22 protein-coding genes are annotated in these 21434 nt (G+C 65.0%); 11 read left to right on the top strand and 11 right to left on the bottom strand.

The window, feature by feature from the left end; genetic code table 11:
- Window positions 1-215 precede the first annotated feature (215 nt).
- On the top strand, window positions 216-1031 hold the full coding sequence (locus tag RMP10_RS20005; RefSeq protein WP_310572015.1) for an MBL fold metallo-hydrolase: 816 nt from the start codon (window positions 216-218) through the stop codon (window positions 1029-1031).
- Window positions 1032-1144: 113 nt separating this feature from the next.
- Here the strand turns inward: RMP10_RS20005 and RMP10_RS20010 are convergent, their stop codons facing one another.
- Together RMP10_RS20010 and RMP10_RS20015 are read right to left on the bottom strand one after the other, a co-directional pair.
- Entirely contained in the window at window positions 1145-2377 is a 1233-nt protein-coding gene (locus tag RMP10_RS20010; RefSeq protein WP_310571854.1) for an amidohydrolase family protein, read from the bottom strand.
- 30 nt (window positions 2378-2407) lie between these two features.
- The gene (locus tag RMP10_RS20015; protein ID WP_310571855.1) at window positions 2408-3418 is read right to left on the bottom strand and encodes an alpha/beta fold hydrolase; all 1011 of its coding nucleotides are present in this window, start codon (window positions 3416-3418) and stop codon (window positions 2408-2410) included.
- A 56-nt stretch (window positions 3419-3474) separates the two neighbouring features.
- On the opposite strand from RMP10_RS20015, the gene RMP10_RS20020 reads away from it, so the two are divergent.
- Both RMP10_RS20020 and RMP10_RS20025 read left to right on the top strand, forming a co-directional pair.
- Complete coding sequence (locus RMP10_RS20020; RefSeq protein ID WP_345785834.1) at window positions 3475-4728, top strand: dicarboxylate/amino acid:cation symporter; 1254 nt, start codon at window positions 3475-3477, stop codon at window positions 4726-4728.
- Window positions 4729-4863: 135 nt separating this feature from the next.
- On the top strand, window positions 4864-5217 hold the full coding sequence (locus RMP10_RS20025; RefSeq protein ID WP_309671164.1) for an ArsC/Spx/MgsR family protein: 354 nt from the start codon (window positions 4864-4866) through the stop codon (window positions 5215-5217).
- Here RMP10_RS20025 and RMP10_RS20030 read toward each other — a convergent pair.
- Window positions 5214-6038 carry a hypothetical protein gene (locus tag RMP10_RS20030; protein ID WP_310571856.1) on the bottom strand — a complete coding sequence of 275 codons (825 nt, stop codon included), beginning with the start codon at window positions 6036-6038 and terminating at the stop codon, window positions 5214-5216. The two genes, RMP10_RS20025 and RMP10_RS20030, sit on opposite strands and share 4 nt — an antisense overlap.
- Window positions 6002-6454 (bottom strand): hypothetical protein, encoded by a 453-nt coding sequence (locus RMP10_RS20035; protein WP_310571857.1) that lies wholly within the window; start codon window positions 6452-6454, stop codon window positions 6002-6004. The genes RMP10_RS20030 and RMP10_RS20035 overlap by 37 nt, the downstream gene beginning before the upstream one ends.
- Window positions 6455-6623: 169 nt before the next feature.
- Between RMP10_RS20035 and RMP10_RS20040 the strand changes: the two genes are divergently transcribed.
- The 3 genes from RMP10_RS20040 to RMP10_RS20050 all read left to right on the top strand — a co-directional run bounded on the left by RMP10_RS20040 (window position 6624) and on the right by RMP10_RS20050 (window position 9397).
- A complete protein-coding gene (locus RMP10_RS20040) occupies window positions 6624-7379 on the top strand; it encodes a response regulator transcription factor (protein WP_310571858.1) in 756 nt (251 codons plus the stop codon).
- 103 nt (window positions 7380-7482) lie between these two features.
- Window positions 7483-8046, top strand: a complete 564-nt coding sequence (locus tag RMP10_RS20045) for a BON domain-containing protein (protein WP_310571859.1) — start codon at window positions 7483-7485, stop codon at window positions 8044-8046.
- Between the two features lie 49 nt (window positions 8047-8095).
- Entirely contained in the window at window positions 8096-9397 is a 1302-nt protein-coding gene (locus RMP10_RS20050) for a universal stress protein (RefSeq protein WP_310571860.1), read from the top strand.
- Window positions 9398-9418: 21 nt separating this feature from the next.
- Here RMP10_RS20050 and RMP10_RS20055 read toward each other — a convergent pair whose 3' ends face one another.
- The 3 genes from RMP10_RS20055 to RMP10_RS20065 are packed head-to-tail and all read right to left on the bottom strand — an operon-like array spanning window position 9419 to window position 12969.
- Window positions 9419-11716, bottom strand: a complete 2298-nt coding sequence (locus RMP10_RS20055; RefSeq protein WP_310571861.1) for a DUF2723 domain-containing protein — start codon at window positions 11714-11716, stop codon at window positions 9419-9421.
- Between the two features lie 51 nt (window positions 11717-11767).
- A complete protein-coding gene (locus RMP10_RS20060) occupies window positions 11768-12370 on the bottom strand; it encodes a hypothetical protein (protein WP_310571862.1) in 603 nt (200 codons plus the stop codon).
- A 5-nt stretch (window positions 12371-12375) separates the two neighbouring features.
- Window positions 12376-12969 carry a sigma-70 family RNA polymerase sigma factor gene (locus tag RMP10_RS20065; protein WP_310571863.1) on the bottom strand — a complete coding sequence of 198 codons (594 nt, stop codon included), beginning with the start codon at window positions 12967-12969 and terminating at the stop codon, window positions 12376-12378.
- A gap of 62 nt (window positions 12970-13031) precedes the next feature.
- On the opposite strand from RMP10_RS20065, the gene RMP10_RS20070 reads away from it, so the two are divergent.
- Window positions 13032-13451, top strand: a complete 420-nt coding sequence (locus tag RMP10_RS20070; protein ID WP_310571864.1) for a DUF3052 domain-containing protein — start codon at window positions 13032-13034, stop codon at window positions 13449-13451.
- Here the strand turns inward: RMP10_RS20070 and RMP10_RS20075 are convergent.
- Together RMP10_RS20075 and RMP10_RS20080 are read right to left on the bottom strand one after the other, a co-directional pair.
- Window positions 13405-14022, bottom strand: a complete 618-nt coding sequence (locus tag RMP10_RS20075) for a CHRD domain-containing protein (protein WP_310571865.1) — start codon at window positions 14020-14022, stop codon at window positions 13405-13407. The two genes, RMP10_RS20070 and RMP10_RS20075, sit on opposite strands and share 47 nt — an antisense overlap.
- Before the next feature lie 106 nt (window positions 14023-14128).
- On the bottom strand, window positions 14129-15034 hold the full coding sequence (locus tag RMP10_RS20080; RefSeq protein ID WP_310571866.1) for a serine hydrolase: 906 nt from the start codon (window positions 15032-15034) through the stop codon (window positions 14129-14131).
- Window positions 15035-15124: 90 nt separating this feature from the next.
- Between RMP10_RS20080 and RMP10_RS20085 the strand changes: the two genes are divergently transcribed.
- Together RMP10_RS20085 and queD are read left to right on the top strand one after the other, a co-directional pair.
- Window positions 15125-15898 carry a hypothetical protein gene (locus RMP10_RS20085; RefSeq protein ID WP_310571867.1) on the top strand — a complete coding sequence of 258 codons (774 nt, stop codon included), beginning with the start codon at window positions 15125-15127 and terminating at the stop codon, window positions 15896-15898.
- A gap of 73 nt (window positions 15899-15971) precedes the next feature.
- Complete coding sequence (queD, locus tag RMP10_RS20090; RefSeq protein WP_309671178.1) at window positions 15972-16334, top strand: 6-carboxytetrahydropterin synthase QueD; 363 nt, start codon at window positions 15972-15974, stop codon at window positions 16332-16334.
- A gap of 9 nt (window positions 16335-16343) precedes the next feature.
- Here queD and RMP10_RS20095 read toward each other — a convergent pair whose 3' ends face one another.
- Entirely contained in the window at window positions 16344-18656 is a 2313-nt protein-coding gene (locus RMP10_RS20095; RefSeq protein WP_310571868.1) for a PAS domain S-box protein, read from the bottom strand.
- Between the two features lie 82 nt (window positions 18657-18738).
- Between RMP10_RS20095 and RMP10_RS20100 the strand changes: the two genes are divergently transcribed.
- A complete protein-coding gene (locus tag RMP10_RS20100) occupies window positions 18739-19644 on the top strand; it encodes an aldo/keto reductase (protein ID WP_310571869.1) in 906 nt (301 codons plus the stop codon).
- A 218-nt stretch (window positions 19645-19862) separates the two neighbouring features.
- Here the strand turns inward: RMP10_RS20100 and RMP10_RS20105 are convergent, their stop codons facing one another.
- Window positions 19863-20636 carry an alpha/beta fold hydrolase gene (locus RMP10_RS20105; protein WP_310571870.1) on the bottom strand — a complete coding sequence of 258 codons (774 nt, stop codon included), beginning with the start codon at window positions 20634-20636 and terminating at the stop codon, window positions 19863-19865.
- Between the two features lie 47 nt (window positions 20637-20683).
- On the opposite strand from RMP10_RS20105, the gene RMP10_RS20110 reads away from it, so the two are divergent.
- On the top strand, window positions 20684-21394 hold the full coding sequence (locus tag RMP10_RS20110; RefSeq protein ID WP_310571871.1) for a hypothetical protein: 711 nt from the start codon (window positions 20684-20686) through the stop codon (window positions 21392-21394).
- Window positions 21395-21434: the final 40 nt, after the last annotated feature.

Genomic DNA, 21434 nt, shown 5'->3' on the forward strand with positions numbered 1-21434 from the left:
AAGGCCTTGGTGGCGAGCCAGATGAACACGCAGCGAATCGTCACGAAAAAGACGATGAAGATGGCTGCATCGGTCCAGCTCCAGCGTCCTGGCATCAGAAAAATCTAAGCGGGAGAGCGATGTGGTTGAAAACGCTGGTTCACGCGTTCACGTGCAGCCTAGCCCTTGTTGCCTGCGCTGGCACGGTGGCCCGGTCGCGGTCGCGCGTGAGCGATATGCCCGTCACGTGGTACGCCGGAGGCATAACCTGTGACGCCCGCCCAACGTTCCGTATACATGAGTACCGGGAGGGCCTCTACATCCTGCGGCAGCCCGCCTGCACGAACTACGAGAAGCCGTTTCTCTACCTGCTCATCGGTAGCACGCGGGCGTTGCTGATCGACACGGGCGCCGGCGGTATCGACGTGGCGGCGCCAATCGACAGTCTGCTCACCGCGTGGCGCGCGACGCACGGCGGCGCTGTACGTCAGCTCGTGGTGGCGCACAGTCACGGCCACGGCGACCATACCGCTGGCGACGCGCAATTCCGTGACCGCGCCGGCATCGTGCTCGTTCCCCGCGATAGCGCGGCGGTGTACGCCTTCTTCGGATTTCGCGCGCAGCGCTCCGACGCGCAGCGTACCGACGCGGTGTCATTCGATCTGGGCGGTCGCATGCTGGACGTGCTCGCCATTCCGGGACACGAGGCCGCGAGTGTCGCCTTTTACGATCGAAATTCGGCCGTACTCCTGACGGGTGACACGTTCTATCCGGGGCGGCTCTATGTGCGCGACACGGCGGCGTTTGCCGCCAGCACGGCGCGCTTGGTCGCGTTCACGGCATCACGCACGGTGTCGGCGATCCTCGGCACCCACATTGAGCAAGCGCGTACGCCGTTCACGGACTATCCGGTGGGCACGGTTGACCAGCCGGATGAGGACCGACTCGAACTCTCGCGTGCCGATCTGGTCATGCTCGACTCCGCCGTTCGCACCATGCGCGGCCGATTTACCCGCACGCGCTTGCCGCGCTTTACGATCTGGCCGCGCTGACGAACGTCGCCGCTTGGATGCGTCATGGACGCAACATGGTCGCGTCATCGTCGCAGCATCGTCGCATCATGGTCGCAATATCTGCACACGCTGGGTCCGCCTCCGGGAGAAGCTCAGCGATAGCGGACGCCGCCCACCATCACGAATGTCACCCGCCGCGTCGCGCCGATGTCACGGGACGGATCGCCATCGACGGCAATGAGGTCCGCTTCGTAGCCCGGCACAATGCTGCCGATGCGGTCGCCGAGGCCGAGGGCTTCGGCACCGACGCTCGTCGCCGAGATGATCGCTGCCATGGGCGACTGACCTGACTTCACGCGACAGAGCAACTCGTCGGCATTTCGCCCGTGGGCGAGTGCCACCGCGTCAGTGCCGAACACGATCTTGAGCTTCGGGACGCGCAGCGCGCGCGTGTACATCGCGCTGGCCGTAGGGATGGCCGCCTTCAGTGGTGCGAGTGTGGAGTCGGTGAAGCTGTAGGCGTCAGGATGGTCGATGTAATTCTGGAACACGAGACAGAGTTGCGGATCGAAGATGGTGCCATGCTCTGCCATGAGCGTGAGCTCGGCATCGGTGACGAAGATCCCATGCTCGATCTGGGTACACCCACCGAGGACTGCAGCCCTCACGCTCGCCGCACTGATCGCATGCACCAGCGTGCGCAATCCGAGTGATTTCGCCTCGCCGCAGATCGCGGCGATCTGTTCGTTGGACAGGGTCTGCGCACCGCCCGCGCCCAAGCCGCTGGACGCAAAGAGCTTGATCAGGTCTGCCCCCTGTGCTTTGAGCCCGCGAACCAGGACGCGCATGGAATCGGGCGACGGACGCGTACTGTTGATCGGCGCGAGCGAGGTGAGCAATCGCGGCCCCGGAATGCGGCCTCGGGAAATGGCATCTCGCAGCTCGCTGTCTTCGGGTCCACCGATGCTCTGGATCGTGGTAAACCCCGCCATCAGTGTGGCGTACAGGTTGCCGGCCCGCGCCAGCGCAGCCTCGGTGGGCGTATCACCACTGCGCGGGGAATTCCGCTTACCCTGCTTGTCGACATACCAGCCGGGATGCGTGTGCGCGTCGATCAGCCCGGGCAACAGCGTCGCCGCGCCAAGCTCAATGCGGGTCGCGCCCGAGAGCGTAACGGGCCTCGTGCTCACCCGCTCGATGCGACGCCCCCGCACCACCACCCACACGTTGTTGAGGCGCCCGCCACGGCCGTCGAGCATGGTGCCGGCGTGAATGACGGTGAGCGAGTCGGGGAGTCGGCGTGACGCGAGTGCTGGCCGAGGAAAAAGACTGAGGAGGCAACCGGCCCACAGGGCCACGGAGAGCGTGAGCGCGCGTCGATTCATGATCGGTGTGGCGATGTGTATGGCTGTTGGCTATCGGGTCGCGCGCACGAATCGCTGCATCCGGGCAGCGAGGAACTCGGCGGCCCGCCACTCGCCGTAGTACCACGGATTCCACGGGCGCAGGCCGGCGGTAAAGCCCACATGTCCCCCGCGCGCAGGGAATTCGAGCTCGACCTGATCGTTCTCGCGAACCGCGTGTCGGACCTCCTCCAGCACGTCGGACGGCAGGAACGGGTCGTCGACCGCGCTGAGCAGGAGCGTCGGGAGCTGAATCCGCGCCAGATACGGTAGAGAACTGGCGCGGGCATAGTAGTCGGCCGCGTCGCGAAAGCCGTGCAGCGGCGCCGTGAAGGCGTCGTCGAACTCCCAGAGCGTGCGGGCGTTCTGTACCCGGCGCAGCGGGGCCAACTCGGGATGCCGGTCAATCTTGGTCAGCGCCTTCGGGATCAGCGACTTGAGAAAGAACTTCTCGTAGATCGCACCGAACCCCCGTCCAATATGGCGAGAGGCCCTGGCGAGGTCGTACGGCACCGACATCCCGACCGCGCCCACGACCTGCTCCGGAAGCACGTCGCCGAACTCGCCGAGTAGCTTGCACAGCACATTGCCACCCAACGAGACGCCCATCAGGCCGAGGGGCGCGTCGGGGAATTCGCGGGAAATCTGCTCGACAACCCACAGGGGGTCGGTGGTCTCGCCGGAGTGGTAGCTGCGCGGCAACCGATTCGGCTCGGTGCCGCACGTGCGGAAGAGCAGCAAATCGGCCGCCCACCCCCGCTGACTCGCCTCGCGGAACATGGCGCGGGCGTAATGGGAGTGCATGCCCCCCTCGAGCCCGTGAAATAGCAGGAGTCGGGGAGCCGCTGCACCCTCGGCGCTCTCCAATCGCGCGATCTCAACGAAGTCGCCGTCGGGGGTGTCCCGGCGCTCCACACGGACGGCTAGCGCGGGCTCCCGGCGGCCGATCCGCCCCCACAGCGTGGCGCTGTGAGGATCCGGAAGCCACCAAGCTGGCCGATAGGGGCGCGATGTCGTGGACATGGAGACAATATGTAGAGTGTTCGGCAAGGTTCCTTCCCCTGTCACCCCCCCACGTGATTTCGCGCCTCCTCAGGAACCTGACCTTTCAGGTGCTCGTTGCCGTCTCGCTTGGCATTCTGCTGGGCGTCGTCGCCCCGGATACCGCCAAGTCGCTCAAGCCCCTCGGCGACACGTTCATCAATCTCGTGAAGATGGTGATCACGCCGATCATCTTCCTCACGATTGTGCACGGCATCGCGAGCATGGCGGATCTCCGCAAGCTCGGACGCGTGGGTGGCAAGGCGCTGCTGTACTTCGAACTGGTGTCCACGCTGGCGTTGGCGATCGGCTTGATCATCGTGAACGTGACCAAGCCCGGCGCCGGCCTCGACATCTCGACGATGCAACTCGGGGACGTGAGCAAGTACACGACGGCCGGTGCGCAACAGAGCACGCTCGAGTTTCTGCTGCACATCGTGCCCAGCAACATCGTGGCCGCGTTCGCAAGCGGAGAACTGCTTCCGGTCGTGTTCTTCTCGGTGCTCTTCGGCGTCGCGCTCACGGCGGTGGGTGATGCGGGACGCGACATCGCCGATCTGCTGGTGCGATTTCAGGCCGTGTTCTTCAAGATCGTCTCGATGGTCATGGTGCTCGCGCCGATCGGCGCCTTCGGCGCCATGGCATACACGGTCGGTGCCTTCGGACTCAAGACGCTCGTACCGCTCGCCCGGCTGATGCTCGACGTGTATGCCACGATGGCCGTGTTCGTGTTCGTCGTGCTCGGATTGATCTGCCGCGCCTATGGCTTCCGGATCTGGAAGTTCCTGCGTTTCATCAAGGACGAGATTCTCCTGGTGCTCGGCACGTCGAGTTCCGAGGCCGCGCTACCGCGCATGCTGATCAAGCTCGAACAGTACGGCTGCGCGAAGCCCATCGTGGGGTTGGTGATTCCCACCGGCTATTCGTTCAATCTCGATGGCACGAGCATCTACCTGTCGATGGCCACGATCTTCATCGCGCAGGTGTACAAGGTGGACTTGAGCCTCACCCAGCAGCTCACACTGCTTGGCATTCTCATGCTGACCAGCAAAGGCGCCGCCGGCGTGACAGGCTCGGGCTTCATCGTCTTGGCCAGCACCCTCGCCGCCACCCGCACGGTGCCGGTAGAAGGCGTGGCGCTATTGCTTGGCGTGGACCGCTTCATGTCCGAAGCGCGCGCGATCACGAACCTGATCGGCAACGGTGTCGCGACGCTGGTCGTGTCACGGAGTGAAGGCGCGTTCGATGATGAAAAACGGAAGATCGCGGAGGCCACGGGGGCAACCGTGTGATCTCGCACCGGAAGTAATTTGGGTGCGAACGTGTGGTCGTCCGGTTGAAGTACCGCTTCGGCACCTCCGCACGCACCGCTTCCGCTAGTCGCCCACACGCTCACCCCCAAATAGCTTCCCCTCGGAAATCACACCATGGAAACCGTGGTCCAGGTTTTTGGCACCAAGAAAAGTGCCGATACGCGTAAAGCGCAGCGCTTCTTTCAGGAGCGCCGCATCAAGGTGCATTTCTGTGACTTGGCGGAACGACCGGCGTCGATCGGAGAGCTCAAGCGCTTCACGCAGAAGTTCGGCGTGGACGCGATCATTGATCGCACGTCGAAGCGCTTTCTCGATCTTGGACTGCGTCAGGCGCTGTACGGCGAGGAGCGTTGGCTCAGTATCCTTTCCGAGGAGCCGTTCATTCTGAAGCAGCCGCTCGTGCGGTTCCAGAACAAGGTGTGCGTTGGCGTGGACGAAAAGCTGTGGAAGGAGTGGCTCGCGTCCTAGCTCACGCGGTGTACCGCGTACCACAGTGAGGGGAGCGCCGCGCTCCACGCCAGGAGAAACCGATTGAGTCCGAAGAGTGCGGCTGTTGTCGCGTGAAATGTGAACGCCGCGGCGATGACCGCGAGGCAGGCAATGGGATCGAACCACGCCAACGGGGCGAGGCATTCGAAGCCAATCACGCCCAGCGACGCGACGCGTAGCGCTGGCAGGTCGTTCGGAATGCGACGCGGCACCCAGGCCGGTACACCATACGCCGGGAGCGAGAGAAAGGCCGACAGCGCCTGTCCGTTCCACCAGCTGGGCTCCCTCGCTTTCACGATGCCGGCGCGGACGTACGACAGCGTGAGCTGCGCGGCGATGTAGAGCACGCCGCCCTCGTGGACGACGCCAGCCACGTTGGAGAGCTGCGCCACAGCGAGCCCGCCGAGCACGGTGAAGAGCATGGCATCGCTGCCGCCGTTCACGTTCCCGCGAAAACGCAGGGCTGCAAGCCACGAGGTGAACGCCAGCGCCGCAGCGGCGACGCACCCTGCGCTTGTGCCCGGTGCAACCGCCAGGATCGCGGCAAGCGCGAGCTGCGCCATGAGTACCAACGTGAACGCGCGCGGGCCGAGCAGCCGCCGCCAGATGCCCCACTGCTGAGAGAGGAACGGTGCCCGCCACACGCCGCGATCGGAGAGCGCCTGACACGCAGCGAGCAGTTCGAGCGCGTTGACCGCGGCCGCCAGCGCCGCGAGGCGGCACATCCAGACAATGGTGGTGGTAAGCAGGGCAGGGAGTTCGCTCACGAGGTCCCACGAGCGTTCGGTCGCGTCAGGCAATCGCTCTCGTACACGACGTCCATGGCGCCATCCTCATCGTCGGTAACGACCAACCGAAGCTGCCAGCCGTCGTATCCGGCCGACTTCGCCAACGCGTTGCTGGCCAATGCGTTCTCGGCCAACGCGGTCACCAGCGCCAGCGACTCCTGGCAGGCGGCCGACCGTTCTCCGAGCTCGACCAGCTCAGTGTACCATCGCTCAACGAGCGTCTGGGCGGCCAGCGTCTGCGTGCCGGCAGGATTGAAGACCACGTGCCACCAGCGACGGGGCGCTGGGCGAACCACAGGGTCCCACGGGCTCGTCGTACCGTTGCCGAAAAGCAGTCTGAGCTGGAGGGTGGGTGGCAGGCGGGCCACGTCGAAGAACTCCCACGCCGGAAACAGCTGACGCAGTAGCGTTGAGGAAGGCGTCGTCATGGACAGAAATGTACGGCAAGAGCGGTCCGGAGCGTTTTCGCTGACAGGCATTCTCCCGACAGCAGGAGTGGGGAACCCCCGATAACGTATCGGGTTCAGTCGTCGCAGACTGGGGACAACGGAGGTGGATGTGCGCACTCGAATACGGAATGTCTCGCCGCGACCACGTGTGACACGCGACCTTCCGGTGGAATCACCGGACGCACTGGCCGCTGCGCTGGTGAGTGACGCGATACGTCGCCGTGGGGCCCGCTTCACTGGCGAGCCCATTCGAATCGCGGTGCTGGATCGCAATCAACTCTCCCGGCAGGCGCTGACCGCGCTGCTGGCGCGAGATCCGCGCCTTCATTTGGTCGGTGATTCGTCCGAACTCGAGCAGTGCATCAGCCACGCGACGCATCGCGCAGCGCAGGTGGTGCTGCTGTCCGCCGAGCCGGACGCGGCTGCCGTGATCAAACAAGTCGCGGCGTTGGCAGCGCTACCCCTTGGGCCGCACGTGATCGTGCTGAACGGCGCGCAGCACCCCGACGAAGTGCTCGAGGCATTCCGCGCTGGCGCGTACGGGTATTTGCCGTGGAGCGCCTCCTTCACGGAGCTGATCGAAGCGATCGAGATGGTCGCTGACGGCATGAGCTATGTGTTGCCAACGACCGCCAAAGCGCTGGCCACGGGACTCCGCACGCCGCCGCTGGTAGCGCCTCTGGGGAGTTCGTGTCTCGACGTGCTGAGCGCACGGGAGCGCACGGTCCTCGAGCGCATCGCGCGCGGCTACAGCGGACCGGAAGTTGCCGAGCAGTTGGGCATTACGGTGAAGACGGTGGACACGTATCGCCATCGCATTCACGAGAAACTGGGCGTGCATCATCGCAGCGACTACGTGCGGATCGCGCTCGATAACAACCTCCTGCACCGAGAGCCGGCGTAGTATCCGGCATCGTGTGAGGCGTTCGCCCGGCAGACGAGCCGAGGCAGCGACCTGAAGTTCTGCGTCCGCGATGCACTCCCCGCACGTCCCGATGGAGATCCTGATGTCTACCTCAATGCCGCAACCGTTCGATGCACAGCCGTTCTCGCCACTCTTGTCACCCGCACTGGTACAGCGCACGGTGTTCGACAACGGCGTAGAGGCGGAGATCAGCCTGATCGCCGATCGCACGTACACCCCCCGTGACGATCGCGAGTTGCTCGCGGCATCGACGCGCGCGCTGCGCGATGCGTCCCATGTGCCGAAGGGTCGCGTGGTCGCGAGCGTGCGTGGCGGCACGGTAGTCCTCGATAAACGCACGTCGTTCTACTACGAACGCGCGGCGGCTGAGTGTGCGGTGCGTTTCCTCGACGGCGTGCGCTCCGTCGAGAATCACATTCTGGTGGAGCCGACGGCCCTGGCCGATGCCGTGCGACTGCGTATTGCCGACGCGCTGCTCCGCACCGCGGTGAACGAGGCCACGCACATCGCCGTGCAGGCGGTTGGCGGAACGGTCATTCTGCAGGGTGTCATTCAATCCTCCGCCGAACGCGACGCGGCTGAGCGCGCGGCATGGACCGTTGCGGGTGTGCACTTGGTGATCGACAACCTGATCGTCAGCGCATAGCCACGTGACGCAAGCTGTTCTTTCACGTTCTCCCTTACCGGAGCCGGCAATGCCGACCCATGCGCCGAACACTCGTCGTGCGACCGACCTGCTGAACACCTTCGCGCCGACGGTCGCCCCGGCGGGGCCGATTCTCATCGCGACCGATACCTCGTCCGCCTCCGATGCCGCGTTTCCGATGGCGCGTCTGCTCGCTGCATCGCTGAATGCATCGGTGGAAGTCGTGAGCGCCCTGCGGCCGAACACCATGCCGATGTATGCGTACGAGCCCGTCCCGTATTGGACGCAGGCCGAGCCGTATCTCCTGGACGGTCGCCAGTCGGAGATCGACCGGCAAATCGGGCGTACGACGCCCGTTGGCACGGCGTGGCCCGTGCGGGTGCGCGTAGGTGAGCCACTCACGGAGATTGTGGAAGATGCGCGCGCGATCGATGCGCGCGTGATCATCGTTGGTCGCGGACGGCACTCCATGCTCGCCCGGGTGTTCGGCGGCGAATCGGTGCTGCGGCTGCTGCAACTGGGCGATACGCCGGTGTTGGCCGTCGAACCGGGGTCGGACACGCCGCCGATGAATGTGGTGATCGCCACCGACTTCAGCGCCTTCAGTCTCTATGCGGCACAGGTTGCCATGGGCCTGATTGCGCCTCCGGCCACCGTGCGGCTGGTGCACGTGGGTCCCACGCTCAGCGAACCCGATGCGGCGAACGCGGCCATCGTGGATGGGTACACGAATGAGATCGCCACAGGATTCGCTCTACTGAAGGAGCATCTTGAGCCGCGCGGCTTCATCGTGGAAACTGTCTCGCTGCAGGGCAGTCCGTCGGCGCGTCTGCTCGAGTATCTCGAGACTTCTCAGGCCGATCTCGTGGTCACGGCTACCCACGGCTACGGTTTCCTGCGTCGGATGGTGCTGGGTAGCGTGACCACGGACCTGATACGCTCGGCGCCGTGCTCGGTGTTGTGCGTACCCGGACGCGCGCGCACCATCGCCGCGGCTCGCGCCAACGCGACGGCCAAGCAGCAGACGCGCACGTATGCGCTCGACGTGCTCGACGCCGAGCTTAACGCGTTCACCACGCGCAACGCCGGTCGCTCCTGCAGCATCGAGATGGATCGTGTCGATCTCGGCGCGCAGTCGCTGGGGCACGGCATGCCGCTGGTCGGCGCCACCTATGACAAGCACGATCGCAGCGTCTCGCTGATGTTCGGTGCATCGAGCCTGCTCGGTGAGCACCTTAGTCATCGCATGCAGGGGTGCGAGTCGGTGCACACCATCTCGAATGCCCAAGGTCGGGATCAGGTCATGCGCATCGTGCACGACGGTGGCCAGACGCTGTTGCTGCTCGATTGAGAGCTGCGACCGCGCGGGTCACTAGCGCTCCAACCCGGCGGCGCGTGTGAGGCGGTCAACCTGCCGCAGCACTGCGTCACCGGTCGTGCTGTCTCCGGCCGCCCGCGAACCAAAGCCCAGCAGCTGTCCGGTAATGACGTAGGCAGCCGGAATGGACACCGACGGCGAGTCCACCCATTCACCCTGAGCCAGCAAGGCGGCTGGTGCACGGTACGATTGCCACAACGCCCGCGTGCGCTCCAGGTCGAGATGACCACCGGGATAGGCCATGTACTCCGGGTGCGATGCAGCTGGCTCGTTCAGCAGTCGCTGCGTAAGCCCCTGTGTCACCACGTAGTCGTTCAGACCAATGCCGCGCGGATAGCCGCCAATGGAGAAGTGAATGGGTCGCGCGGGGAATGTGGACTTGATGAATTGCAGCACCATCAACTGATCCCGTGTGAGATAGCCCGCCGGAATGACGGCATCGATGCCCGCGTGTTGAAATCTTGCCGTTTCCTGCAGCTGCAGATACGGCGGAACGGCGTCGGTCTCGGCCGCGGTCAGTGCGCCGAACGCTGTGGCCGGCACGGTCGTACTCAAGGCCCGATAGGCCGCAATACCACTGCCGTCGTACGGCACGGGTGGCCGCTGCAGCAGCTGTCGTGCGTACCAATCCGTGTTCAGATACGGTACCAGCGCGATGGTGACATCGGGACGTATGCCTTCAACAAACTGCGCGTACCAGACGGGAAACGAATCATTGTCGCCGTTGGTGATCAGCACGCCATTGGGTTCGACCGACTGCAGCAGGTCACGCGCCCAGAGCGCCGTGAATTCGTGTCCGCGCCGCGAGGCAGACCCGCCGTTCACCAGCAGCGGCACCAACGCCAGTGACATCACGACACTGGTGCGCGCCCACGTGGCTCGCCGGGACAGCTGCTGCCACAAGGCGCCAAGGCCCATGCCCACCCACACACTCCAGGTGGCGAAGCTCCACAAGTAGAAATAGTCACGGTCGCGGACTTCGCGGTTCACGCTGTCGCCAAGATCCGGTGCTTGTGAAGCACCGTACTTGAAGTTCAGATACACGATCAGTGCGGGCGTGAGCGTGAAGATGAGTGGCGCCACGAACGCGAACGAGGCGCGGTCACGCTGGAAATGACGCACACCACCGAACACGCCGAGTGCCAACACGCCCAGCGCGAGCAGCTGTTGCGCTCGCGGGTGCTGCTGCCACGCGTCGCGCATCCATTGCCATTCGAAGTACTGCCACCACATACCGAACTGTGCGCCGATCGGCGCCTGACGCACGGCGACGTTGTGTCCGCCGTACTGCTCTCGGCTCACGTTCGACATCAGCTTCGTCCACGTTTCGGCGCTGAAGGTACACGACAGCTCCGGCGCGCCGACGCAGGCGGTGGGTTCACCCACATTGATCACCGGGCGATGCGCGGCGCGAATGGGTTGAAACAGAAATGGCGTGAGCCCTATGCTCATCATGAGCGCGGCCGCACTCAGCGTGCGCCATCGCAGCAACGTGCCCGGACGGCGCAGCAGGACGAACAATCCCACCGCTGGTAGGGGCAGAAAGCCGGCGGGGTGATTGGCGTAGCCCATTCCGCACAGATAGGCGATGAGCACGAGGAAGGCATTGTTGCGCGTGTCGTGCCAGCGCAGTGCACACCACGCGGATACCGCGAGGCCGAGCATCGCCACCGTGTACACCTTTTCGTTCACGACGCTCTGGTTCCACACCGTGAAGGCGGTGGCACCGATCCACGCGGCGGCAGCAGCGGTGACCAGTCGCGGCACGCGCGGCATGTCGAACCCGCGCAGTGAGCGATGCGCCACCAGAAACCAGCAACCGGCCGACAGAGCACTGGTGGTGGCAGCCAGCAGATTCACCCGCGCGGCGTAGGTCAGCGATACGGGCAGCAGCGATGTCGCCTGCGCGAACGCGTGGGCGAGCAGCACGAACATCGGATTCCCCGGCGGATGCGGAATGCCGAGCACCTTGGCGGCGGCGATGTACTCGCTGGCGTCCCACATCGCCGTGGTGGGCGCGAGCGTGAACGCATAGAGCGCGAGGACCGCGAGCGAGACCACGGCCGCCGCGCGGTACGGCGGCGCGTCTTCCTCGGGTGAATCGGATCCGAATGCGTTGCCGGCTACGAGGATCGCGATCGGTACGAACACGACGTAGCCAAGGGTGAGCAACGCCGCGGCCAGGTCGGTGCCGCCGCGCCACAGGTCGACATAGCCGGCCAACAGGGTGCACAGCGCGAACAGCGCGCAGCCAGCGGGGGCCCCGCGCGAGCGGAGAGCGTGAAGCAGCATGCGTTGTGTCTGGAGAAAGGGCGATCGCGCGTCGGCGATCAGTGTGGCGAATCAGTTCTGCGCGGGGAGCGGTGCGGCCGGGATGACACGCTCACGCATCGGGGTTTCGCTGGCGTCGCTCACGACGAAGGCGAAGTCGAGGGCATCGCGGGGCACGAGCACGCGCGCCCGCCACTCGTCGGCCTGCGGCGAATCGCTGGCCATAGCGGTGCTACCGCGATGCCAGCCGTTGAACGTGCCGATCACTTCGGCCGCACCGATATGCGGTCCGCGAATGGCGAACTGCACGATCCGTAGGGTGTCGAGCAGGCGTGCGCCAAGCGAGTCAGGCGCGCCGACGGCCGGCACGACGGTGTCGCCGAGGACGACGGCCGACGTCTGCAGCTGCGCCATCACGGCGAGCTGGTCACCGCGATGCACCGACACCATGAAGGCGAGCATGACGGTGAGCAGCACGCCGCCGGCGCCGGTGAGCGAGCCGCGGCGCAACCAGCGTGAGGCCCGAACTGCGGCCGGCGCGGACAACCGACGCGGAGCGGGGAACCGACGGACGGCCTGCATGATGGACTCCGGCGAGCCACCCCGACTCGTGACCGGTGCACGCAGCGCGTCGATCGCCCAGCCGGGAAGCGAGGGAGGGATCTGGTCAGTCATGAGACTCAGGCATGGAGGTGCTCCGCGAGCAGGGCGCGTAGTCGGGTACAGGCGCGTTGCACGCGCATCTTGAGGGCGGACACGCCGACCCCGGTGATTGACGCCATCTCTTCATAGCTCAACTCGTCGGCGAAGCGCAGGACCACGGCCTCCCGGTGTTCGGGGCTGAGCAGAGCGAGCGCCTGGGCGAGATCGGTGCGTCGCTCGGCGGCTTCGTGGTCCGATTCCGCAGCGAGCTCGGCGGGCACGCCCGAGCGCTGCCCAGATAGTTCGGTATCGAACCGTGCATAGCGGGCCATGCGAGCGGACCGCGTGCGGCACTGGTTCACGAGGATGCGCAGCAGCCACGCCCCGAAGCGGTCGCCTCCGCTGTCGTCACCACTGCTTCTGGGCCGGTAGCTCCCGAGATGCCGGTAGGCGCGCACAAACGCGTCTTGCACCGCGTCCTCGGCGTCGTCGGAGTCAGCCAGCAGATGTGTCGCCACGCGCAGACAACGGGCGTGGTACCGGTCAACGATCAACGCGAAGGCGTTGACGTCTCCGGCCAGCACCCGTCGGATAATCGTGGCGTCGGCCGTAGTGGCCTCAGGCGTGGACATGCCCAATAACTCGCGGAAATCGGGGATCGTCACAAGTTGGGGGAAACCAACGTGGAGATCGTGTGGCTGGCTACTCCGGTACACCGCTGGCGAAGAAACTGGGCATCGTGGAGGGCACCGTGGTGCATGTCGTGCACGAGCCGTCGCACTACAAGACGCTGCTCGACCCGCTGCCGTCGTCGGTGCGCTTTCTGTCGCGGCTCACACCGGCGGCGCAGGTGGTGCACCTGTTCACGGCCGAGCGCGCTGAACTCGCGTCACGACTCACCGCGTGGCGCACCGCGCTTCCGGACACCGTCGTGATCTGGGTGTCATGGCCAAAGAAAAGCGCCAAGGTCGCGACGGATATCACGGAGGATACCGTACGCGCCGTGGCGCTTCCGTTGGGCTTCGTCGACGTGAAAGTGTGCGCCGTCGACGAGGTGTGGTCGGGTCTTAAGCTCGTGGTGCGGAAAGAACTCCGCGTCGCCGGCGGGCCATGAGGCCAACGGCAGCCAAGCCGGCGGCCATCAGCAGCACTGAGGACGGCTCGGGAACGACGGTGACGAAGCCGCGGATTTCACCGCCGCCAGACGTCGTGGTGTGGATGTTGAAATAGACCTTGCCGGCGTTCAGGCCGGTTGCAAACGCGGCTTCGGCAGTGGCTGTCGTTCCACCGTTTGCGGTAATGAAGGCGGCGTTCCACGAGCTGGGCAAGCTGAGATCGAGCAGGGCCCCAAACGTCCCGCTCGTTAAACCGCTGGGAAATCCCGCGAGCGTCGGCGTGGTACTCGCCACGCCGACTGTTCCGGCGAGCGCGACCGCGGTGCAGCAATGCAGGTGCGCTGCCGTGACGTTCCCTGTGAGTCCGGAAAACGACGTATTGATGCTCAGCGTGCGATTCGTCGCGTTGTACACAAACAGCGCGAAGCCGGTGCCTGCCGACACGACGGGCGGTGACTCATTGGCCCCGTTCAGCGTCGCGCTGTACGTCTGCGCTGCCGCCGTCGAGGCGACCGAAGCAAGCCCGAGTGCCACACCGATGCTCAGGCTGCGAATGCTGAAACGATTCATGAACCCCTCCCTGTCGAAGACGATCTCCGGGCTCGCCGCATTGACGAGCGCAGACGTGTCTGGCAGCACAACACGCGCCAACGCAGCTCTACTCGTCCCCATCAGGCTACTTCCACGCGGTAACGATCGCTTCACCGATCCGACCGATCACGGCGTTTCCTTCGGCGTCCACCCAATAGCGCGTGTCCGTGTTTTCCTTCGTGAGCACACAAGCAACGACGCGCGCTGGCAGCGAGAACACACCACAATCGGTGCGTGAGGCATCCACATCGCCGCTCTTGTGCGCGAGGCGTGTGCCGTAGGTGAACCGGGCCAGTTTCGAGTCGTCCTGATTATCGGCCAGGATGCGAAGCATGGTCGAGTCTGCTGCCGTACTCACCGCTTTACCTTGCGCCAGCAGCGCAAAGAGCTGCGCCATCTCATTGGGTGTCGTCACGCCCAGTCCGTATTTGGCCGAGCTGTCGGGTGCGACGCTCGCGATGCGTGTCATCGAGCCGCTGTGCACTTTCGTGTGCGCGAGTCCAAGCGCTTCCATCTTCTGCCACACGCGCCGGATCTTGATACGATCGAGCACGAGATTGGTGGCCGTGTTGTCGCTCAGCGTGCTCATGAGATAGGCCACGTCCCACAGGCGCAACGTGAGCGGGGTGCGCAGATTCTGCAGCTGCCCCGCACCGCCAACCTTGTCGATCTCCGTGAGCACGATGGGATCGTCGAGCGTGAGCTGCTTCTTTTCCGCCAAATCGAACAGCGTGACGAGAATCGGCACCTTGATCAGCGAGGCCGTGGAGAATGTCTCGTTGCCACGTTGTTCGAGATGCTCACCCGTCTCGAGATTCGTGATGCTGTATCCGACCACACCGCGGTGCGCGGCGGACAGACTGTCGAGCGTGCGGCGGAGCACGGCTGTCTTCGTGCTCTGCGCGTCGGCGTGGCGCTCGAAGGCGAGAAGCGACAGCGTACACAACATCGCGAGGGTTCCGCGCACGACGCGGCTGGGACGAGCGGACATAGCGGCAGGCTCCGGCAGAGCGAACAGGAAGGGCGAGGACTCTAATGTGCGCCTGGTTGCTTCGCGAGGGGAGCGTGCTACGATCAAGATATGCCTCGATTTCTCTCGACCGCGCTGGCGTCGATCACGATGCTGGCCACCATGCTGGTGCCGTCGATGCTGGCCGGCTGCAAGAGCGCGCCCACCGCTCCCGGCTTTCCCGAGGGCTCGGTGCGGGTGCTCTTCATTGGGAACTCGCTGACCTACACCAACGACCTGCCGGGCATGTTCATGGCCGTCGCGCAGCACGCGGGGCGCACGGACGTGCGGGCAGCCGGTGTGGCGTTCGCCGACTTCGCCCTCGAGGATCATTGGGCCGAGGGCACGGCGCGGTCGTCGCTCGCGAAGAACCGGTGGGAGTACGTAGTGATGCAACAGGGGTCGTCGGCGCTGGCGGCCAGCCAGAGCACCCTGCGCACCTGGAGCCAGCAGTTCGATCCCCCAATCCGAGCGGCCGGTGCCACGCCGGTGCTGTTTATGGTGTGGCCGACGGTTGACCGGACGTTCGATTTTCCTGCCGTGCGCGAAGCGTACACGAATGCCGCCGTCGCCATCGATGGCCTGTTCGCGCCGGCCGGTGATGCGTGGGTGGCCTACGGAAATCTCAACGCGCTCTATTCGGCCGACGGACGGCATCCGACCGCTGCCGGCACCTACCTCGCGGCGATCGTGCTGCTGGAACGACTCACCGGCATTCGGGTCGAGCTGCTACCGGCCACGATTCCGGGCTCGGCCATCGCACCGAACGATGTGCGTGCGCTGCAGCGCGCTGCGCGTACGGCGCTCGATCGCAATCCTGCGCGCCCGCGTGCCGTGCCGCAATGACCGCGTCTTTGACGGCCGACTTCGCTAAGTTCGGACACATGTCCGGACCGAAGTTTCGACGGCGGAGGCGCTGATGGAGATTTACAAGCAGTTCACTTTTGAAGCCGCGCATCGGTTACCGAATGTGCCACCGGGGCACCAGTGCGCGCGGCTGCATGGGCACTCGTTCGAAGTGACCGTCCACGTGCGAGGGCCGCTGTCGGCCCACGAGGGATGGGTCATGGACTTCGCCGACCTGAAAGCGTCGGTCAAGCCGATCATCGACGAGCTCGATCACTATTACCTGAATGATATCGCCGGGCTGGAGAATCCGACCAGCGAAGTCATCGCGCGGTGGATCTGGCGTCGTCTCGTACCTACGCTCGCCGGTCTGAGTCAGATCGTAGTTCGGGAAACGTGTACATCAGGGTGCGTGTATCGCGGCGAAGACGAGTAGCGGATGCCCCTATTGGTCGAGCGCGCTCGTGATGATCTCGACGAGCGTGTCGATGGACATGGGTTTCTGCACCACCTCGACGACATTCGCCCCACGGGGGCCGTCGGGACTCACGTCGCGGCTGAAGCCGGTCATGAGTACCACGGGAACTGCGGGATAGCGCACGCGCAGCTCTTCGGCGAGGCGATCTCCCGACATGTTCGGCATGGACACGTCGGAGAGAATGAGATCGGGCCGGACGGTGCCCTGATCGAGCTGACGCAGGGCGTCCTCGCCATCGTGGCTCGTGACGACAGTATAGCCGCGCCGCTGCAACGCCTTCGCCAGCGCCCGCGCGAGGAACGGTTCGTCGTCGACCAGTAACAACGTCCCGCCCGACGTGGAGATGATCGACGCTTCTGGTACGCGTGGCGTGGGCTCCCGATCAGCGAGCGGCAGTTCGATACGAAACGATGTGCCTTCGCCGAGCGCCGTATTCACTGAAATGGTGCCGCCGTGCGCCAGCACCGCCCCGTGCGCGACGGCCAAGCCCATGCCGTTGCCTTCGCCCATCGCCTTCGTGGTGAAAAACGGTTCGAAGATTCGACGTGCGGTCTCGGCCGACATGCCGATGCCATTATCCTGTACGGTCAGTACCGCGACCTGACGACCGGTGGCGTCGAATTCGGTGTGCAGCGTGACCGCAACCGCCGGCGAATGCGTTGCGCGCACCGCGTGCTCGGCGTTCACGCACAGATTGACCAGCATCTGTTGAAGTTCGCTGGCGTTCCCGGAAATGTTGACGGGCTCCTTCGGAAGGGCGACCTCGAGATGCACGCGCGTCGACATCGTCGAGCGTACCAGGCGGACACTCTCGACCGCGAGCGCGGTGAGGTCGAGTGCACCGTACGGCGTATCGGCCTGCCGACTGAAGGTCAAAATCTGTCGGATCAGTTCGCGGGCGCGCGTGCTCGCAATGCCGATGGACTCGAGCTCGTCGACCACCGCGGCGGGCACGTTGGGTTCGCCGAGCGCCAGATCGACATTGGCCAGGACCACCGCGAGCATGTTGTTGAAATCGTGCGCGATGCCACCGGCGAGTGCGCCCAACGACTCCATGCGCTCGCTCTGTTTGGCCTGCGCGGCCGAGGTCAGGCGCTCGGTCTGGTCTTCCACCGTTCCCACGAACCCGGTGCACCGTTCGCTCTCCGTAACCGCCGCCAACCAGAGCCGAAACGCACGGTCTTCCTCACTCCCATGCACGCCGACGCGCCGTACACGGAACTCCGTGATCAGGTCGGTGCCGGCGCGACTCGCGCCCGCCAGTTCGTCGGACACGCGATCGCGATCTTCGGGATGCACGTGCACCAGAATGCCGCCAGTGCGTGACGCGTCGGTCGAGACCCCGAGCATCGACGCCAGTCTCTCGTTCACGTACTGAAACTGGCCGGTCGGGTCGGCCAGAAAGATGCCGAGCGATGACGCCGACGCGAGCGTGCGAAAGCGCGACTCACTCACCCGCAGCGCGTCCTCGCTCACGATGCGCGCCGTGACATCGTGCGAGACCACCGACACCCCGTACACCTCACCGGTTTGATCGAACATCGGGCTGACGGTATGGTCGCGCACATAGTCGATCCCGTCGAAGGTCGTGCGCGCCGATCCGTGCACGACCGTGCCCTGCAGCGCACCGTCGTACCACGATTTCCAGCGATCGCGCATCGTGGCATCGGTGCTAGCCACGAAGACGCTGTCCCCGATCTCTGGACGGCGATTCGTCATTTGCTCGATGACGGCGTTGAACGCCGCGTTGGCGCTCTGCAGCCGATACTCGCGGTCGACCACCCAGATCGGCGTCGGCGTGTTGTCGAGGACGGTGCGCAACCGGTTCCGCTCATTCACCAGCTCGCCGACCAGCCGCCGGTAGAACTCATCGGGCGCGGGCGCGATCGGTTGCGGCAGATGCGTGAGCGGCGGGGCGGGACTTCGTCGGCGCGGTGACAGATCCACCGCGTGGCCCATCCAATGGTCCGGCTGGTCGGGAATGAACGCGCACACCAGCAGCACTGGCACGCGCGACCCGTCCTTCCGGAAAAATTCCTTCTCGTAGGGCACCGTAAAGCCACCGCTGGCGGCGGCTTGCCGCATCTCGGCATCATCAAGGTGCAGAAACTCGGGCGGGGTCAACGCGCGCCAATCGATGCGACCCGCCGCAAGCTCGTCCTGCGTGTACCCGATTATCCTCAGGAAGGCATCGTCAGCGGCCGTGATCTTCGCACCCGTGCCCCACATCACGCCCATCGGCGTATCGTATGCGCGTGACCCTGCGAACGGCGAACCCATGACGGCAATCAGCTGAAGACAGGGAGGAGTAGACCTCCGTGCGTTCAGAGGCCCAGGCTGACTCAACCATAATCATACCGCTATGACCGAAAGTATGCACGTTCCGGCGTCGCCCGGTCAGTACGCCCTGTCGCCGATCGTCGCTGGCGTGTGGCGCCTGGCCGATTGGACGTGGAGCGCGGCCGAACGGCTGACGTGGATGGAGGGGTGTCTCGATCTCGGTGTCACCAGTTTCGATCACGCCGACATCTACGGTGGCTATCGGGTGGAAGAGCTGTTCGGCGAGGCGTTGGCGTTGTCGCCGAGCGTGCGACAGCGCATGCAACTGGTGAGCAAGTGCGGCATCCGGTTGCGCCATCCCGCGCGCCCGGCGCACCGGATCAAGCACTACGACAGCTCGGCGTTGCACATCATCGCGAGCGCCGAGGAATCGCTGCGCCTGCTGGGCACGGACTATCTGGATGTGCTGCTGTTGCATCGTCCCGATCCATTGATGGATGCCGACGAGGTGGCGCGAGCGTTCGACGAGCTGCGCACGTCGGGCAAGGTGCGGTACTTCGGCGTGTCGAACTTTACCCCGGCGCAATTCGACCTGCTGCAAAGTCGTACGCCACTGGTGACGAACCAGATCGAGCTGCATCCGCTGCATCGCACGCCGCTCACCGACGGCACACTCGATCACTGCCAACGGCGGCGCATCCGCCCCATGATCTGGTCGCCACTGGCCGGCGGCAAGTTGTTCACCAGCGAAGACGTGGCGGCCCGCCGTGTGCGCGGCATGCTGCAGCAGATCGCCACCGGGCACGGGGTGAGTGCGGCCACGATCGCGTTCGCGTGGCTCCTGCGTCATCCGAGTCGCCCGATTCCCTTGGCGGGCTCCGGACGGTTGGAGGCCATGCGCGAAGCGGTGGCGGCGCTCACGGTGCGTCTGGATGCACAGGAGTGGACGGAGATCTACACGGCTGGCACGGGGATGGACGTGGCGTGATCGCGTGAGGACAGCGAACGGCAACGGCAACAGCGGGAACACGGATGAAAAGGGGATATCTCGGATTACACAGATAAACAAAAGCCTTGAGGTGTTGCAGGAAGATCAACGATGCGAGACGTACACACGGCGCGGCTTATCTGTGCGATCGGTGTCATCCCTCTAAGATCCGTGTTCCCGCTGTTGCCGTTGCCGGCGCCGGTGCTGTTCGATGCGGCCTAGCGATTACCCCACGCTTGCAGGATCACGTCGAGATCGAGATCAGGCGCCAGGAAGCAGCCGTGGCCGTGGCCGTGGAGCACGCGCATGGCGGCGTTGGGGACACGCGCCGACATGTAGGTGGCTTGCTCGACCGATGCAATGAGGTGGTCCTCGTCGGCGGCGAGAAAAAGCGTCGGCACGCGGATCTCCTTCAGGTGGCGACGCAGGTCGTAGTGTGTGAGGATGCGCAGCCGGTTGATGTAGCCGAGTCGCGTGGTGGCGCGGGTGAGCAGGAGAAAACGGTTGATCTCGTCGCGGTGCGTGTGCGACGAATGCAGGCGCGAGGCGGTGAGCTGCCGGGCCATGCGCATCGTACCCCAGGGAACGACCCTGGCGGCGGTGATGGCCGCGTACAGCTTGAGCTTGGGCGTGATGCGCGAGAAAGAGTTGAGGATCACGAGCGCACGGATGCGCGCCGGGTGTGCCAGCGCGAAGCTCATGGCGAGTGCGCCCCCGAACGATTCACCGACCACGATGGCGGGCGTTCCGTCGGGCACGGCCTCGTCCAGATGGCGAACGATCTCGGCGACCAGCGTGTCCATACTGCGCGCATCATCGCGCAGTCGGAAGGTGATCACGCGGAAGCGGTGCGCGAGCAGGCGCGCCTGTCGGTAAAAGAGCAGACCCGTGCCGTCGAGACCGGGGATATAGATCAGTGGTGGCCCTTCGCCCTGAACGTGACAATGTTCAGGGTGGTGCGAGGCGGGATAAATGTCTCCGCGCTCGCTCACCGCCGCCTCTCCGGCTTTCTCATGCGAAACGCTCTGCGTAGGGCTCAATGATGGCGACATCGCGTGGTACGGCTCGGTTCCTCTGGGCCTCTGTGTCGGTGGTGTTCGTGGAAACGATCATCACCGGCCTCGCGCTCGCTCCCGCTGTGCTGTTCATACATTGGCAGTCCACGTGGCCGCTGTCCACATGGATTCGCCTGACGCTGGCGTCGCTCGCCTTCGCGCCAGTGTACCTCGTGTGCGCCATCTCGCTCATGGCGTACTCTGCGCTCGCCACCAGAGCCCTCGGCTGGCGCACGCCGGCCGACGTGGCGCTGCCGCTGCGGGACTTCAGCTGGCCCGTGCTCGACTGGGGGCGCTACCTGATGACCATCCACGTGGTGCGCGTGTTCGCCGGTCCGGCGTTCCGTTCGACCACGATCTGGAACTGGTACATGCGCCTCAACGGCGCACGCGTGGGCCGCGACGTGTGGGTAAACAGCCTCTCCCTGATGGACCACAACCTGCTCGAGTTCGCCGACGGCGTCGTGATCGGATCCGACGCCCACGTCTCAGGTCATGTGGTCGAACACGGCATCCTGAAAACGGCCCCCGTCCGACTCGGCCGGAATACGCTCATCGGCATCGGCAGCGTGATCGGCATCGGCGTCGAATCCGGAGACGGTGTGCAGGTCGGCGCGCTGAGTGTCGTGCCGAAATTCGCCACGCTCGACGCCGGTGGCGTGTATGTCGGCGTGCCGGTGGTACGACTGCACTGACGGGCCGCAGCAGTAACGGCAACGGCAACAGCAACGGCTG

The organism is Gemmatimonas sp. (assembly GCF_031426495.1).
Lineage (GTDB): Bacteria > Gemmatimonadota > Gemmatimonadetes > Gemmatimonadales > Gemmatimonadaceae > Gemmatimonas.

Coding starts and splice junctions, on each gene's coding strand:
- RMP10_RS20005 (WP_310572015.1), top strand. CDS start 216: ATGCCCGTCACGTGGTACGCCGGAGGCATAACCTGTGACGCCCGCCCA.
- RMP10_RS20010 (WP_310571854.1), bottom strand. CDS start 2,377: ATGAATCGACGCGCGCTCACGCTCTCCGTGGCCCTGTGGGCCGGTTGC.
- RMP10_RS20015 (WP_310571855.1), bottom strand. CDS start 3,418: ATGTCCACGACATCGCGCCCCTATCGGCCAGCTTGGTGGCTTCCGGAT.
- RMP10_RS20025 (WP_309671164.1), top strand. CDS start 4,864: ATGGAAACCGTGGTCCAGGTTTTTGGCACCAAGAAAAGTGCCGATACG.
- RMP10_RS20035 (WP_310571857.1), bottom strand. CDS start 6,454: ATGACGACGCCTTCCTCAACGCTACTGCGTCAGCTGTTTCCGGCGTGG.
- RMP10_RS20045 (WP_310571859.1), top strand. CDS start 7,483: ATGTCTACCTCAATGCCGCAACCGTTCGATGCACAGCCGTTCTCGCCA.
- RMP10_RS20050 (WP_310571860.1), top strand. CDS start 8,096: ATGCCGACCCATGCGCCGAACACTCGTCGTGCGACCGACCTGCTGAAC.
- RMP10_RS20055 (WP_310571861.1), bottom strand. CDS start 11,716: ATGCTGCTTCACGCTCTCCGCTCGCGCGGGGCCCCCGCTGGCTGCGCG.
- RMP10_RS20060 (WP_310571862.1), bottom strand. CDS start 12,370: ATGACTGACCAGATCCCTCCCTCGCTTCCCGGCTGGGCGATCGACGCG.
- RMP10_RS20065 (WP_310571863.1), bottom strand. CDS start 12,969: ATGTCCACGCCTGAGGCCACTACGGCCGACGCCACGATTATCCGACGG.
- RMP10_RS20075 (WP_310571865.1), bottom strand. CDS start 14,022: ATGAATCGTTTCAGCATTCGCAGCCTGAGCATCGGTGTGGCACTCGGG.
- RMP10_RS20080 (WP_310571866.1), bottom strand. CDS start 15,034: ATGTCCGCTCGTCCCAGCCGCGTCGTGCGCGGAACCCTCGCGATGTTG.
- RMP10_RS20085 (WP_310571867.1), top strand. CDS start 15,125: ATGCCTCGATTTCTCTCGACCGCGCTGGCGTCGATCACGATGCTGGCC.
- queD (WP_309671178.1), top strand. CDS start 15,972: ATGGAGATTTACAAGCAGTTCACTTTTGAAGCCGCGCATCGGTTACCG.
- RMP10_RS20095 (WP_310571868.1), bottom strand. CDS start 18,656: ATGGGTTCGCCGTTCGCAGGGTCACGCGCATACGATACGCCGATGGGC.
- RMP10_RS20100 (WP_310571869.1), top strand. CDS start 18,739: ATGACCGAAAGTATGCACGTTCCGGCGTCGCCCGGTCAGTACGCCCTG.
- RMP10_RS20110 (WP_310571871.1), top strand. CDS start 20,684: ATGATGGCGACATCGCGTGGTACGGCTCGGTTCCTCTGGGCCTCTGTG.